Annotated in this window: 9 protein-coding genes; 2 read left to right on the top strand and 7 right to left on the bottom strand. The window is 71.9% G+C overall.

Annotated features, from left to right (window positions below):
• Positions 1–75: 75 nt before the first annotated feature.
• Positions 76–2,904 carry a vitamin B12-dependent ribonucleotide reductase gene (locus tag E4198_RS04830; protein WP_136182070.1) on the bottom strand — a complete coding sequence of 943 codons (2,829 nt, stop codon included), beginning with the start codon at positions 2,902–2,904 and terminating at the stop codon, positions 76–78.
• Between the two features lie 117 nt (positions 2,905–3,021).
• Positions 3,022–3,543 carry a transcriptional regulator NrdR gene (gene nrdR, locus E4198_RS04835; protein WP_136182071.1) on the bottom strand — a complete coding sequence of 174 codons (522 nt, stop codon included), beginning with the start codon at positions 3,541–3,543 and terminating at the stop codon, positions 3,022–3,024.
• A 456-nt stretch (positions 3,544–3,999) separates the two neighbouring features.
• On the opposite strand from nrdR, the gene lexA reads away from it, so the two are divergent.
• Positions 4,000–4,788, top strand: a complete 789-nt coding sequence (lexA, locus tag E4198_RS04840; RefSeq protein WP_136182072.1) for a transcriptional repressor LexA — start codon at positions 4,000–4,002, stop codon at positions 4,786–4,788.
• A 157-nt stretch (positions 4,789–4,945) separates the two neighbouring features.
• Here the strand turns inward: lexA and E4198_RS04845 are convergent, their stop codons facing one another.
• The 4 genes from E4198_RS04845 to E4198_RS04860 all read right to left on the bottom strand — a co-directional run bounded on the left by E4198_RS04845 (position 4,946) and on the right by E4198_RS04860 (position 11,649).
• Positions 4,946–6,961 (bottom strand): ATP-dependent DNA helicase, encoded by a 2,016-nt coding sequence (locus tag E4198_RS04845; protein WP_136182073.1) that lies wholly within the window; start codon positions 6,959–6,961, stop codon positions 4,946–4,948.
• Positions 6,962–7,059: 98 nt separating this feature from the next.
• Positions 7,060–8,832, bottom strand: a complete 1,773-nt coding sequence (locus tag E4198_RS04850; protein ID WP_247597558.1) for an IucA/IucC family siderophore biosynthesis protein — start codon at positions 8,830–8,832, stop codon at positions 7,060–7,062.
• Positions 8,833–8,872: 40 nt separating this feature from the next.
• Positions 8,873–9,664: a GNAT family N-acetyltransferase gene (locus E4198_RS04855; RefSeq protein WP_136182074.1), complete on the bottom strand. Its 792-nt coding sequence runs from the start codon at positions 9,662–9,664 to the stop codon at positions 8,873–8,875.
• Between the two features lie 32 nt (positions 9,665–9,696).
• Positions 9,697–11,649, bottom strand: a complete 1,953-nt coding sequence (locus E4198_RS04860; protein WP_136182075.1) for an IucA/IucC family protein — start codon at positions 11,647–11,649, stop codon at positions 9,697–9,699.
• Positions 11,650–11,918: 269 nt separating this feature from the next.
• Between E4198_RS04860 and E4198_RS04865 the strand changes: the two genes are divergently transcribed.
• Positions 11,919–13,106 (top strand): hypothetical protein, encoded by a 1,188-nt coding sequence (locus E4198_RS04865; protein WP_136182076.1) that lies wholly within the window; start codon positions 11,919–11,921, stop codon positions 13,104–13,106.
• Positions 13,107–13,211: 105 nt separating this feature from the next.
• Here the strand turns inward: E4198_RS04865 and hflX are convergent, their stop codons facing one another.
• Positions 13,212–14,708, bottom strand: coding sequence for a GTPase HflX (hflX, locus tag E4198_RS04870; protein WP_136182077.1), 1,497 nt, complete (start codon positions 14,706–14,708; stop codon positions 13,212–13,214).
• Positions 14,709–14,769: the final 61 nt, after the last annotated feature.

Here is a 14,769-nt window from a genome sequence, read left to right on the forward strand (position 1 = left end):
ACGGGGGAGGGAGCAGACGAATGGCGGGGGTGGACCGGCGCGTTCGCGCCGGTCCACCCCCGCCGTTCGGGCTGGTCAGCTGCAGCCGCTGGTGGAGCCGCAGCCCTCGCAGAGGTAGCAGCTGCCCGCTCGGCGCATCTTGGTGCCGCAGGAGAAGCACAGCGGAGCGTCGGCGTTCAGGCCGAGCTGCATCTCCACCAGTTCAGTGGAGTTGTGCGCCTGCCGGGCCGGGTTCTGCGCAGCGGGCTCGTCGGCCGTGGGCGCGGACTGGGCCAGGCCCTCCGTGTCCAGCTCCTCCTCGCCGGGCTCGTAGGAGCCGGTCTCCAGGTGGCGCTGGCGCTCCTCGGCGGAGTGGATGCCGAGTGCGGAGCGGGTCTCGAAGGGCAGGAAGTCCAGGGCGAGGCGCCGGAAGATGTAGTCGACGATCGACTGCGCCATCCGCACGTCCTGGTCGTCCGTCATACCGGCCGGCTCGAAGCGCATGTTGGTGAACTTCGAGACGTAGGTCTCCAGCGGGACGCCGTACTGGAGGCCGACGGAGACGGCGATGGAGAAGGCGTCCATCATGCCCGCGAGGGTCGAGCCCTGCTTGGACATCTTCAGGAAGACCTCGCCGAGACCGTCGTCCGGGTAGGAGTTGGCGGTCATGTAGCCCTCGGCGCCGCCGACCGTGAAGGAGGTGGTGATGCCGGGGCGCCCCTTGGGCAGGCGGTTGCGGACCGGGCGGTACTCGACCACCGTGGCCGGCTCTTCCTTCTTCTCCTCCTCCTTCTGCCTGGCGGAGAGCGGCTGGCCGACCTTGCTGTTCTCAACGTAGACGGCGAGCGCCTTGGTCCCGAGCTTCCAGCCCTGGAGGTAGATCTCCTCGACGTCCTCGACCGTGCTGGAGGCCGGCATGTTGACCGTCTTGGAGATTGCGCCCGAGAGGAACGGCTGGGCCGCCGCCATCATCCGCACGTGGCCCATCGGGGAGATGGAGCGCGCGCCCATGGCGCAGTCGAAGACCGCGTAGTGCGCGGGCTTGAGGCCGGGGGCGTCGACGACGTTGCCGTGCTCGGCGATGTGCTCGACGATCGCCTCGATCTGCTCCGGCTGGTAACCGAGGCGCTTGAGCGCCTTGGGCACCGTGTTGTTGACGATCTGCATCGAGCCGCCGCCGACCAGCTTCTTGAACTTGACCAGCGCGAGGTCCGGTTCCACACCGGTGGTGTCGCAGTCCATCATCAGGCCGATGGTGCCCGTCGGAGCGAGCACGGAGGCCTGCGCGTTGCGGTAGCCGTTCTTCTTGCCCAGACGGACGACGTCCTGCCATGCCTCGGTGGCGGCGGCCCACACCGGGCTGTCCAGGTCGTCCATGCGGGTCGCCGCGTCGTTGGCGTCGGCGTGCTGCTTCATCACGCGCCGGTGGGCGTCGGCGTTGCGGGCGTAGCCGTCGTACGGGCCGACGGCACCGGCGAGTTCGGCGCTGCGACGGTAGGAGGTGCCGGTCATCAGCGAGGTGATGGCGCCGGCGAGCGCACGGCCGCCGTCGCTGTCGTACGCGTGGCCGGTGGCCATCAGCAGGGCGCCGAGGTTGGCGTAGCCGATGCCCAGCTGGCGGAAGGCCCGGGTGGTCTCTCCGATTTTCTCGGTCGGGAAGTCGGCGAAGCAGATGGAGATGTCCATCGCGGTGATGATCAGCTCGACCACCTTGGCGAACCGCTCCGCCTCGAACGACTGGTTGCCGTTGTCGTCGTCCCGCAGGAACTTCATCAGGTTGAGCGAGGCCAGGTTGCACGAGGAGTTGTCCAGGTGCATGTACTCGCTGCACGGGTTGGAGGCGGTGATGCGGCCCGACTCCGGCGACGTGTGCCAGTGGTTGATGATGTCGTCGTACTGGATGCCCGGGTCGGCGCAGACGTGTGCGGCTTCGGCCATCTTGCGGAACAGCGACTTGGCGTCGACCTTCTCGACGACCTCGCCGGTCATGCGGGCCCGCAGGGGGAAGTCCGAGCCGGCTTCCACGGCCTTCATGAACTCGTCGGTGACGCGCACCGAGTTGTTGGCGTTCTGGTACTGGACGGAAGTGATGTCGTCGCCGCCCAGGTCCATGTCGAAGCCCGCGTCGCGCAGCGCGCGGATCTTCTCCTCCTCCTTCACCTTGGTCTCGATGAAGGCCTCGACGTCGGGGTGGTCGACGTCCAGGACGACCATCTTTGCTGCCCGGCGGGTGGCGCCGCCGGACTTGATGGTGCCGGCGGAGGCGTCCGCACCGCGCATGAAGGAGACGGGACCGGAGGCGTTACCGCCGGAGGAGAGCAGCTCCTTCGAGGAACGGATGCGGGAGAGGTTCAGGCCGGCGCCGGAACCGCCCTTGAAGATCATCCCCTCTTCCTTGTACCAGTCGAGAATCGACTCCATGGAGTCGTCGACGGAGAGGATGAAGCAGGCGCTGACCTGCTGCGGCTGCTTGGTGCCGACGTTGAACCAGACCGGGGAGTTGAATGCGAAGACCTGGTGGAGCACTGCGTAGGCCAGCTCGTGCTCGAAGACGTCGGCGTCCTCCGAGGAGGCGAAGTAGCCATTCTCCTCACCGGCCGCGCGGTAGGTCTTCACCACGCGGTCGATGAGCTGCTTGAGGCTGTGCTCCCGCTCCGGGGTGCCGACCGCGCCGCGGAAGTACTTGCTGGTGACGATGTTGACCGCGTTCACCGACCAGAAGTCGGGGAACTCGACGCCGCGCTGCTCGAAGTTGACCGAGCCGTCGCGCCAGTTGGTCATGACGACGTCACGGCGCTCCCAGTTCACCTCGTCGTACGGGTGCACGCCGGGGGTGGTGTGGATGCGCTCGATGCGCAGACCCTTGTTCGCCTTGCCGCCCTTGGCGCGGGAGCCGCGTGCCGGGCCGCTCGTCGTCTCTGTCATTCCGCCTCCCTGTACGGGCATAACGCCCCGTGTGCCCCGGTTCTTCCCGGAACGCGAATTTCTGATCATCGACCGGTCGGCCCCGCGGGCCGCCGGCCAGGTCTGACGCCGTGCCGCTCAGTCGGCGGCGGCAGTGGGCGCGGGCACGTCGAGGCCCCCGTGACCCTCGACGGGTCCGGCTTCCTCGGCGGGAGGCCGGGTCTCGCGGAGTTCCGCGACAGCGGCCTCGAAGTCCTCGAGCGACTCGAAAGCCCGGTAGACGGACGCGAATCGCAGATAGGCGACAAGGTCCAGGTCCTGGAGCGGACCCAGTATGGCGAGGCCCACGTCGTGCGTGGACAGCTCCGCGCTTCCGGTTGCTCTGACCGCTTCCTCGACCCGCTGGCCGAGCTGGGCGAGCGCGTCCTCGGTGACGGGACGCCCCTGGCAGGCCTTGCGGACTCCGGCGATCACCTTGTCCCGGCTGAACGGTTCGGTGACACCGCTGCGCTTGATCACCATCAGTGACGCGTTCTCCACCGTGGTGAACCGGCGCGAGCAGTCGGGACACTGCCGGCGGCGCCGGATCGCGGTGCCGTCGTCGGTGGTGCGGCTGTCGACCACGCGGCTGTCCGGGTGCTTGCAGAAGGGACAGTGCATCGTTCCCGACCCCTCCCGTGAACCCTCGCCGTGCATGCCTGGAACACCCTGAGGAGACCGCATGGGACTCCTCGGGACGTGCCACCAGCATAGGCCACGCTCACCCCAAGGGAGGCGGCGGGACCACAACTTGTGGTGGCCGACGCCAATCTAACCACTAGATCTGGTGCCCGCTGCACTACCCGGCAGTACGCGTGTCGCGGCGCGCGACGGCGTCGAGCGTACGCTGCGGCGGGAGGGAAGCTCGCGGCGGGGCGGGCACGGCGAAGCGGCCCCGACGTGTCGCGGCGCACCACCGGAGAACCCACCCGAGAGCGGGCGACGCACCTCGCAATACACGCAGGCGCATGATCACGAAAGGTGAATGCCGATATTTCACTCGAACGTGTGTTTGGCGCAACCTTTCGAAACCAACTACCGTTGAGCCACAGGGAGAACCGCACGAGAGGGGCCGTCATGACCACCGCAGACACCGCGACCATCACCGCCGAAGACCGCGCCGCACTCGGCGCCGACAAGGACGCGGCGGCCGACCGCGACGGCACGGGCGCCGATCGGCCGGCCCCCCCGGCCACACGCTCGTTGCCGGGCAGGCCACCCGGCGTCCGGGCCGACAGCTCCGGTCTCACCGACCGGCAGCGCCGGGTGATCGAAGTGATCCGCGACTCCGTGCAGCGGCGCGGCTACCCACCGTCGATGCGTGAGATCGGGCAGGCGGTCGGCCTCTCCAGCACCTCCTCGGTGGCGCACCAGCTCATGGCGCTGGAGCGGAAGGGCTTCCTGCGCCGCGACCCGCACCGCCCCCGGGCCTACGAGGTCCGCGGCTCCGACACTCCCAGCACCCAGACCGCGGACACCACGGGCAAACCGTCCGCCTCGTACGTGCCGCTGGTCGGCCGCATCGCCGCCGGCGGTCCGATCCTCGCCGAGGAGTCCGTCGAGGACGTCTTCCCGCTGCCGCGTCAACTCGTCGGCGACGGAGAGCTGTTCGTGCTCAAGGTCGTCGGCGACTCGATGGTCGACGCGGCGATCTGCGACGGCGACTGGGTCACCGTGCGCCGCCAGCCGGTGGCGGAGAACGGCGACATCGTCGCCGCGATGCTGGACGGCGAAGCGACCGTCAAGCGCTTCAAGCGGGAGGACGGACACGTGTGGCTGCTCCCGCACAACGCCTCCTACCAACCGATCCCCGGCGACGAGGCGACCATCCTCGGAAAGGTCGTCGCAGTCCTGCGCCGCGTCTGACGGCCCGCAGCCTCACGCTCCCTGAACGAGCCCCGGAACACCTGCGCCGGTTCCGGGGCTCTGCTGCGCCCGCACGACGGGTCCGCTCCGGCGCGGGGGCGGGGCAAGGGGTGTCCACGTCGCCCCGCCGACACACGCACCGCTGCGCCGCCCGCCCTCAGCCGTCGGCCCGGGCCGCCGCGTCGATGGCGGCCAGCGACCGGCGCGCCTGATTGCGGTCGGTGGTGTACCAGAAGTCCGGCATCGACGCCCGCAGGAACGACCCGTAGCGGGCCCGCTCCAGCCGGGGGTCCAGCACCGCCACCACGCCGCGGTCCCCCGCCGCGCGGACCAGCCGCCCGGCGCCCTGGGCCATCAGCAGCGCCGCGTGCGTCGCCGCGACGGCCATGAAGCCGTTGCCCCCGCCTTCCTCGACCGCCTTCTGGCGGGCGCTCGTCAGCGGGTCGTCCGGGCGCGGGAAGGGGATGCGGTCCATCACCACCAGCTGGCAGTTGACGCCGGGTACATCCACGCCCTGCCAGAGCGACAACGTCCCGAACAGGCAGGTCTCCGGGTCCTCGGCGAAGGTGCGGATGAGTTCGCCGAGGGTCTCCTCACCCTGGAGCAGGATCGGCATCTCCAGCCGGCCGCGCAGCGCCTCGGCCGCCGCCTGTGCGCCTCGCATCGAGGAGAACAACCCGAGTGTACGGCCGCCCGCGGCCTCCACCAGTTCGGACAGCTCGTCGAGCATGTCGCTCCGGGACCCCTCCCTGCCGGGCGGGGACAGGTGCTTGGCGACGTACAGGATGCCCTGCTTGCGGTAGTCGAACGGCGAGCCGACATCCAGCCCGCGCCAGCGCGGGAGTTCGGCGTCCTCGACCGACTCCTCCTCGCTCTCCTGGGCCTCCTGCGCCTGCCGCGCCTGCCGCCCCTCGGGGGCCAGGCCGAGCGAGGCCCCGACGCCGTCGAAGTCGCCGCCGAGCTTCAGCGTGGCCGAGGTGAGCACCACGGAGCGGTCCTCGAAGAGCTTCTCCCGCAGCAGCCCGGACACGGACAGCGGCGCCACCTTCAAGGAGGCGCCCCAGCGGTCGTGGCGTTCGCACCAGACCACGTCGTACTCCGAGCCGTGCGTGAGGCGTTCGGCGACGTCGTGGACGCTCTCGATGGAAGCCATCGCCTGCTTGCGGACGGCGTCCTCGTCCTGGACCGAGCGGTCGCGGGTGTCGCCGAGCGCGGTGATGCACAACCGTGCGGCGTCCCGGAGGGCCGCCAGCACGTAGCCCAGATCCTCGGGGATCTCCTCCAGCCGGCCCGGCAGCGCGAGCTCCATCAGCCGCTCGAAGCCCTCGGAAGCGGTCTGCAGCCGGTCGGCGGCCTTCTCGTCGACGAGCTTGGCGACGCGGCGCACCGCGCGGTTCACACCGCCAGGCGTCAGCTCGCCCGTGGCCACCCCGGTGACGCGGGAGACCAGCTCGTGCGCCTCGTCGACCACCAGCACGTCGTGGTTCGGCAGGACGGGTGCGCCCTCGATGGCGTCGATGGCAAGCAGCGCGTGGTTGGTGACGACGACCTCCGCGAGCTTGGCCCGTTCCCGCGCCGCCTCCGCGAAGCACTCGGCGCCGTAGGCGCAGCGGCTCGCGCCGAGGCACTCGCGGGCGGACACCGACACCTGCGCCCAGGCGCGGTCGGAGACGCCCGGGGTGAGGTCGTCGCGGTCGCCGGTCTCGGTGTCGTCCGACCAGTCGCGCAGCCGGAGCAGGTCCTTGCCCAGCTTGCTGGTCGGTGCGGCGGCCTCGAAAGGATCGAAGAGTCCCTCCTCCTCGTCCTGCGGGACGCCCTCGTGCAGGCGGTGCAGGCAGAGGTAGTTGGACCGGCCCTTGAGCATCGCGAACTCGGGGCGCCTGCGCAGCTCGGGGTGCAGGGCGTCCACGGTGCGCGGCAGGTCGCGCTCGACGAGCTGCCGCTGCAGCGCCAGGGTGGCCGTGGCGATCACCGCGCGGTCGCCCTGGGCGAGCACGGGCACCAGGTAGCCGAGGGACTTCCCGGTGCCCGTCCCGGCCTGGACCAGCAGGTGGCTGCCGTCTTCGACGGCGTCCGCGACGGCGTGTGCCATAGCGACCTGACCGGGGCGCTCCGTGCCCCCGACGGCTTCGACGGCGGCGTGCAGGAGATCGGAGAGGTCAGGCTTGCTCATAGGGCTGACAGCCTACGCGGCGCCGCTGACATCGGGGCTCCGGTCCGTGGCGATCCGGCCACGCCGCTGGCCGGTCACGAACGGTGCGGGGCCCCGGGTCACGGGCCGTGCAGCGGGTTGGGCACGGTGCCGTGCACGGCGGCGTGCGGCCGCTCGCTGCGGTCCCGGTAACCGTCCGCGTGCAGCCGGTTGCGGTTGAGGCAGAGCCGCTCGATGCGCGGGGCGAGCATGTCGAACGTCTCGAAGCGTTCCTTCAGCTCGGGGAAGCGGCGGTGGTAGCGCCGCACCTCGTCCCGGACGAGTGCCCAGAAGACGTGTTCGGGGACGCCGAGCTGGTCCTCGCACAGCGGGGCCAGGTAGCGGAAGACGCCGACGAACAGACCCGCGTGGATGAACTGCGGGAGGAAGGACGGCTCCTCGGTGAGCAGCACCTCGCGGACGTCCTCCGGCATCGACGCGTGCTCGGGCAGGCGCAGAGCGCTGACATTGACGTCGTCGACGAAGTCCTTGACCGCGAGCCGCACCGGCACGTCGTCCCCGTCGAAGACCACGATGGCGTTCTCGCCGTGCGGGGAGAAGACCGTGCCGTAGCGGTAGAGGAAGTGCAGCAGCGGCGGGAGCAGCGCGGCGAAGAGATTCCGCAGCCACGCGGTGGGCTCCAGGCCGGAGCGCGCGACGAGTTCGGCGGTCAGGGCCCGGCCGGCCGGGTCGGTGTGGAGCAGCGCGGCGAGCGTGCGGGCGCGCTCACCGGCGTCGAGGCGGGGCGGCAGCGGCTCGCGCCAGATGCAGCCGAGCAGCTCGCGGTACTGGTACGGCACCTGGGGCAGCGTGTCGTACACGGGATGCGGGACCGTCACCGACGCGACCTCGCCGAGCAGGATCACCCGGCACTCGTCGCGCAGGAACGGGTCGCCGTCCCGCAGCCCGTGCACCCAGGCGGTGACGGCGGGGGCCGCCAGAGTCCGTTCGGTGGGCAGTCCGCGCCAGACGAGGGTGTTGAGGACGGACAACGGCAGCTTGACGGTGTGCCGCTCGGGGCGGGCGGCGTTGAGGAAGGTGCGGACGGACTGCTGCGGCAGCCGTACGTCGTCGTCGGTCTCCAAAGGGACGAGCGTGCCGCGGGCGATCTCGGCGGCGAAGAGGGGCGCGACGGTCTCCTCCCACTGCCAGGGGTGGACGGGGAGCAGCAGGTGCTCGCCGGGCACGAGGCCCCTGGCACGGAGGATGGCGTCGAACCGGCCCCGGGTGGCGGCGCCGAGTTCGTTCGCGTAGAGGCGGGCGGGGTCGGCCAGCGCCCGTACGCCGCGGTAGACGGCGAGCGAGCGGTGCACCGCGATCCACGGGAGGCGGCGCGGCGTGCGGGCTTCCGGTGCCCAGTCGGCCGCGTCCGAGGTTGAGAAGCCGACGCGTCCCTTGTTGGCGACCAGCCAGGGGTGGCCCGTCTGGTGCCCCTCGAGTTCGGCGTAGCCCAGGTCGGCGAGGTCTGCTGCGGGGAGCGCGGTGGCGTCGAGGCGGGCGTCGGCGGTCAGGGTGGCGGTGAGTTCGCGGATGAGGTGGCCGGTGGTGTCGCCGGACAGGCCGAGGAGGCCGTCGTGGGCGCGGGCGACGAAGTCGACCGGGTCGAGGGCCGGGGTGACGCTGTCGGGGTCGATGATCCAGTGCCCGTAGGCGCCTCTGCGGGCGCGGAAGCGCAGCGTGAGGTCGGGGTCGACGGCGACGCTGTGGGTGCCGTCCTCCTCGGCGTGCGGGCGGATGATCCGCTCGTAGGCGAATTCGGCGAGCATCTTCGTCAGCAGCCGCCGTGCGGCTCGCTCCCACGTGTCCCGATCGAGGCCGTGGGGCAGTCGCAGGGCGGAGGGGTGCTGGGGCACCGGAGTGTCTCCTTCTCGGGAAGTGTTCGCAGGGTGACGGTCAGCGGTCGCGGATCATCAGCGCGGCGCGCTTGTCGGGCAGGTCGACCTCGGCGGAGAAGCGGAAGCCCGCGCCGAGGAAGGCGGCCACGGAGGGCACGTTGCGGAGGTCGGGTTCGGCGAGGACCCGCCGGCAGCACGGCCGGTGCGCCAGGACCAGGTCTCCGACGGCCCGCAGGAGGGTGGTTCCCAGGCCGCGGCCGCGGTCGGTGACGCCGCCGACGAGGAGGTGGACGCCGGTGTCGTGGGGACGGGCGGGATAGTGGCGCGCGAGGGGGTCCAGGTCAGCGCGGTAGACCTCCCAATAGCTCATCGGAACGCCGTCGAGGACGCCCAGGCAGGGGATGCTGCGGCCGTCGCCGTCGAGTTGGGCCCGCAGGTGCGAGGCGGTCGCCCCGACGGGCCCGGCGAGGTCCCAGAACGCAGCCACTGCCGGATCGTTCATCCATGCGGCGATCAGCGGCAGGTCGCGCTCGAGCCGGACCGGGACCAGCTGGAAGGTGCCCGCGGCGGTGTGCGCGGCCGCCCAGCGCGGGAGGTCGTCGAGCAGGTCTGGCCCACCGAGCCGGCCGCGCGCGCCGAAGGGCTCCGCCCGGGTGCCGGCCGGGGCCGGGTAGTGGCTTCCGGAGCCCGGCACCCCCGCGGGTGGCGCCCCGGCACCTGCATCGCGCTCGGCGACCAGCGCGGCCAGCCCTCCGGACAGGTCGACGTCCACGGTGTCGGCCTCCGGGTCCGCGACCTGGTCGCAGCCGGAGTCCGCTGCCCGCGGCGGATGCGGAGCCGGAAGTTCCATGGGTTCCTCGGGGGTGCGGGGCCGGCCGGCGCTCAGAGGGCGAGCGGGTTGGCGACGGTGACGTAGACGGACTGCGTGTCCACCGGCCCGACCAGTTCGTCCATACCGTGCAGGCGGGTGAGGAGGTTGGCCTTGCAGCCCAGGGTGGGCGTGCCGAGCAGCAGTGCGGGCAGGGGGGACACCGGGCCGCCTCCGGAGGCGGAGGTCTCGCCCTGGAGGAACTGCCGGAACGCGGCGAGCAGCAGCGGTTCTCCCGCCAGGCCCTGGGAGCCGAAGGCGCCGATGAGGCCGAGTACGTTGTTGATGCCGAGGTAGTACGCGAAGCGCTCGTCGGTGACGTCGTCGGCCACGAAGGAGTCGCTCGCCACCCCGGCGCCCGGAAGCCGCCGCTGGATCTCCTCGCGCCGGGAGGCGCGGAAGTAGTAGCCCTGGTTGTCGCGGTAGCGGCCGCCGCACGGCCAGCCGTCCTTGTCCAGCAGCACCAGGGTGTTCTGCTGGTGGGCCTCCAGGGCGATGCCGGCATGGGCATCGAGCCACAGCACGGGCCGCACCACCCGTTCCAGATAGCGCAGGAACCACTCGGCGGCGACCGCCGCCACCGGCCGGTCGGTCCGCGCGGCGAGGCCCTCGACGACGTCGGCGAGCCGCGAACGCAGCCGGTCGCCCGGCAGGCCGGGCCAGGGCCGCGGGGAGGTGAGTGCGGCGATGCACACGGCGTCGTCGTGCGGGCCGAACGGATTGTGCCGGATGACGGTGTCCAGACCGGGCACGGGACGCCCGGCAGGGTCGTCGACACCGAGCCAGGCCGGGTCGCGGACGATGTCGAAGTCCGGGTGGGCCTTGCGCCAGCGGGCGGCCAGCCCGGTGCGCAGCAGGCGGTGGATCTCCACCCCGCGCAACGCCTCCTTGCGGAGATTCTCCCGCCGGGAGTTGGTGATGCGCAGGCCCAGCGAGAGCTTGAGCATGGCGTCCGCTCCGGGCCGGTGGACCGTGCGGACGGAGGAGGTGGGGAACCAGGGCTCGCCGGCGGCGCCGAGGTCGCGCAGAAGCCCGGCATCCAGCAGGCGGGCCGCCTCGGGCCGGTACCGCAGCTCCCGGGCCTGCCAGGGGTGCAGTGGCAGCAGCGCGCACCCCTCCGGCAGCGCGGCCGCCACGTCCTCACCGGCGAGGAGTTCGACGAGCCGGGAGGCGGGCACGGGTGCGGCGCCGACGCGGTCCGGGTCGCCCGGCCCTTCCTGGTACCAGGCCGAGTCGGAAGCGAGCACGGAGGCGTCGACGGCCATCCAGTGCAGCGGGAAGGAGCCCCGCAGCTCGGGGGAATAGGCCTGCGCCTCGGAGTCGGACAGGCCTTCGCGGCTCTTCGGCGTGGGGTGTACGGGGTGGCCCAGGACGAGGGACTGTTCGGCCTCGAGGAAGAGGTCGCCGTCCGCGGCCGGTCCCGGCTCGGCACGGCGGCCGGCGAGGAACTCCGTGCTGCGCCGCACCGAGTCCGCGACCCGGGCGACCAGCGCCGCGCTCTCCCCGGTGGGAACGACCGTGCGGCCGCCGGCGCGGTGCGCGCCCTCGCGGCCGAGGAGCGCGGCCAGGAGTACGGCGTCGACCGGTTCGGCGTCCGCCGGCACGCTCTCCAGACGGGCGGGCCCGAAGCGGTGCCACCCGGTCGCCGACCAGTGCAGCACGGGCACGCGCAGGGCGGTTCCGGTGGCCTCCAGGGCGATCCGGAGCGTACGGTCGGCGGGTTCCGGAAGGTCGTTCTCCCGGACCCAGCACCGCAGCAGGCTCTCCGCCCCGGCGGCGTCGGCGACGGCGGCCGGGTCGGGCTGTTCCAGCGGGTCGGACGTCGCACGGACGTCCCCATCGCGCACGTCGTCGGCGAACCGATGCGGCTGACGCGGTACTTCGGGCCGGTCGAGCCCGGCGATCCGCACACCGCCGGCAGGGCCGCCCTCGGCCGTCGTCGGCTCAGGTCCGGAGCTCGCGTTCACTGGTGTCTCCCGTGCTGTCGCTTCGGCCCGCGCGCGAGCCACTGGTCCCCTGACTTTCAACGACCGAGAGGGCGTCGGATCACGGCCGGGGACGAGATCGCCCACCGGCCGGCGGAACGGCCGCGCCTCGTGCGGAACCGGGGACCCTGCGTCCACCGTCCCCCCGTTGGCCGGGCATAGTGGGGGCCGCCCCGCTCCGGCGAGGGCCGTGACCCGTCAGTGACGGCGCGTCACGCGACAGCGAAGCGATTTTCAGGGGGAGTTCAGGCATGTCATCCACGGGTAGTCCGGCACGCCGCCAGCGGCGCGTGCTCGCGGGTGCGGCGGCTGCCGCCGCACTGGCGCTGACTGCGACCGCCTGCGGCCCGGAGGAGGCTCCGGTCGATCCGAAGCCCAGCGCGACCGCGGAGCAGCCCGGCCAGGACCTGCGCGAGGAACTGGGGCTGCCGGACAAGCTGCCCGAGGACCTGCCGGCCGCGTTGCAGGACCTGGACAAGTGGCGCAACGGGGCCTGGAAGAACTGGGACCGGGAGGACTGGCTGCGCGAGGCGCGGGAGTTCATCAATCCGATCATCGAGGACTACTGGGACCCGGACCGGATGAAGGACGCCGAGGAGAGCGAACGGGACGTCGACGACTCCGAGATCGACGAGGGCGTCACCGACCCGGAGCCCGCCGCGGTCGAGGCCGAGGAGGTGCCGCTGCCGTACACGGAGAACGCTCCGCCTGTCGGCAAGGTGCTGATGGAGACCCCGCAGGGCCCGATGGTCTGCTCGGGCACCGTGGTGAAGGACCCGGCGAACCCCGGCAAGTCCAACCTGGTGGCGACCGCGGGCCACTGTGTGCACGCCGGTGAGAAGGGCGGCTGGTTCCGCAACGTGGTCTTCGTGCCGCACTACAACAACGGCGGCCTGGCACCCGCCGAGCTGGGCAAGGGGGCCCCGGACCAGGTCTCCCCGCACGGCATCTGGTGGGCCAAGCACGCCCGCACCACCACGCACTGGATCGAGAGCGGCGCCAGCACCGGCGGCGCCGGCGCGCCCCAGGACTTCGCCATGCTGAAGGTGCAGCCGGAGAACAAAAGCGCCAACGGCGGCAAGAGCCTGGAGGAGACCGTCGGCGGCGCCGTGGAGATCGACTTCGGCACACCCGGCGTGCAGAGCATCGAGAGCCTGACGGCGAACGGCTACCCGGCCGCCCCGCCGTTCAGCGGCGAGCGCATGTTCCGCTGCACGGACGGGCCGGGCCGGCTCACCCTGGACCCGTCACAGCCCACGATGTACCGGATCGGCTGCACCATGACCGGCGGTTCGTCGGGCGGCGGCTGGCTGAGCGCGGACGGCGGGCGCCTGCTGTCGGTGACCTCGATCGGGCCGCTCACCCACGACTGGCTGGCGGGCCCCCGCCTGGGCGACGAGGCCGAAGGGGTGTTCGACGCGGTCAGTTCGCTGAGCTGACGGGAAGCGCTGCGGCTCACGCAGCGTGTGGGCCCGGTTCCAGGAGGCGAAACCAGCCTCCCGGAACCGGGCCTTCAGCGTGGGTGCGGCACCCGGGCGGGTGCGTCAGGCCTGGCCGGCCGGCTCGAACACGCGGAGTTCGGCGGCCAGTTCCTCGTGCACCCGCACCTTGAGCAGCGTGCCCTCCTCGGTGTGCGCTTCGGAGAGCACCTCGCCCTCGGCGTAGGCGCGGGCGACGAGAGCGCCGTGCGTGTACGGCACCAGTACCTCCAGCTCGACCGACGGGCGCGGCAACTCCTCGTCGATCAGGGCCAGCAGCCGGTCGACGCCCTGTCCGGTGCGCGCGGACACCACCAGGGCGCGCCTCTCCTGGCGAAGCAGGCGCTGGAGGACGAGCGGGTCCGCCGCGTCCGCCTTGTTGACCACGACGATCTCGGGCACCTCGGTGGCGCCGACGTCGCGGATCACCTCGCGGACCGAGGCGAGCTGCTCCTCCGGAGCGGGGTGCGAGCCGTCCACCACGTGCAGGACGAGGTCCGAGTCGGCGACCTCCTCCATGGTGGAGCGGAACGCCTCGACCAGGTGGTGCGGCAGGTGGCGCACGAACCCGACGGTGTCCGCCAGGGTGTACAGCCGCCCGCTGGGCGTCTCGGCCCGCCGTACCGTCGGGTCGAGGGTCGCGAACAGCGCGTTCTCCACCAGCACGCCCGCGCCGGTGAGGCGGTTGAGCAGGGAGGACTTGCCGGCGTTGGTGTATCCGGCGATCGCGACCGAGGGCACCTTGTGCCGTCGGCGGTCCTGCCGCTGGATGTCGCGGCTGGTCTTCATCTCCGCGATCTCCCGGCGCGCCTTCGCCATCTTCTCGCGGATGCGCCGCCGGTCGGTCTCGATCTTGGTCTCACCGGGACCACGGGTGGCCATGCCGCCGCCGGCCGAGCCGGAACCGCCACCACCCATCTGCCGGGACAGCGACTGGCCCCAGCCGCGCAGCCTCGGCAGCATGTACTGCATCTGGGCCAGCGCCACCTGCGCCTTGCCCTCCCGGGACTTGGCGTGCTGGGCGAAGATGTCCAGGATCACCGCGGTCCGGTCGACCACCTTGACCTTGACGACGTCCTCGAGGTGAATGAGCTGGCCGGGGCTGAGTTCACCGTCGCACACGACGGTGTCGGCGCCGGAGGCGATCACGATGTCGCGCAGCTCCTCGGCCTTGCCGGAGCCGATGTACGTGGCCGGGTCGGGCTTGTCGCGCCGCTGGACGACGCCGTCGAGGACCTCGGCACCGGCGGTCTCGGCGAGGGCTGCCAGCTCCGCGAGGGAGTTGTCCGCGTCCTGCGCGGTGCCGGAGGTCCACACGCCGACGAGCACCACGCGCTCCAGGCGGAGCTGCCGGTACTCGACCTCGGTGACGTCCTCCAGCTCGGTGGAGAGGCCGGCGACCCGGCGCAGTGCTGCACGGTCGGAGCGGTCGTACTGCTCCCCGTCACGTGCGGCGTCCACGCCGTCACCCCAGGCGACGTCCTCCTCCATCAGGGCGTCGGCGCGGCGGTTCGACTCGGCGAGGCGCTGGCCGGGTTCAGGAAGGGAGGAAGAGGGGGTCATTGGATCCTTACGTCGAGGCGAGTGGGCCGGCGGACGGTGTGTCCGCTCCGCCGTTCTGTTC

Source organism: Streptomyces sp. RKND-216 (assembly GCF_004795255.1).
In the GTDB taxonomy this organism is placed as follows: domain Bacteria; phylum Actinomycetota; class Actinomycetes; order Streptomycetales; family Streptomycetaceae; genus Streptomyces; species Streptomyces hazeniae.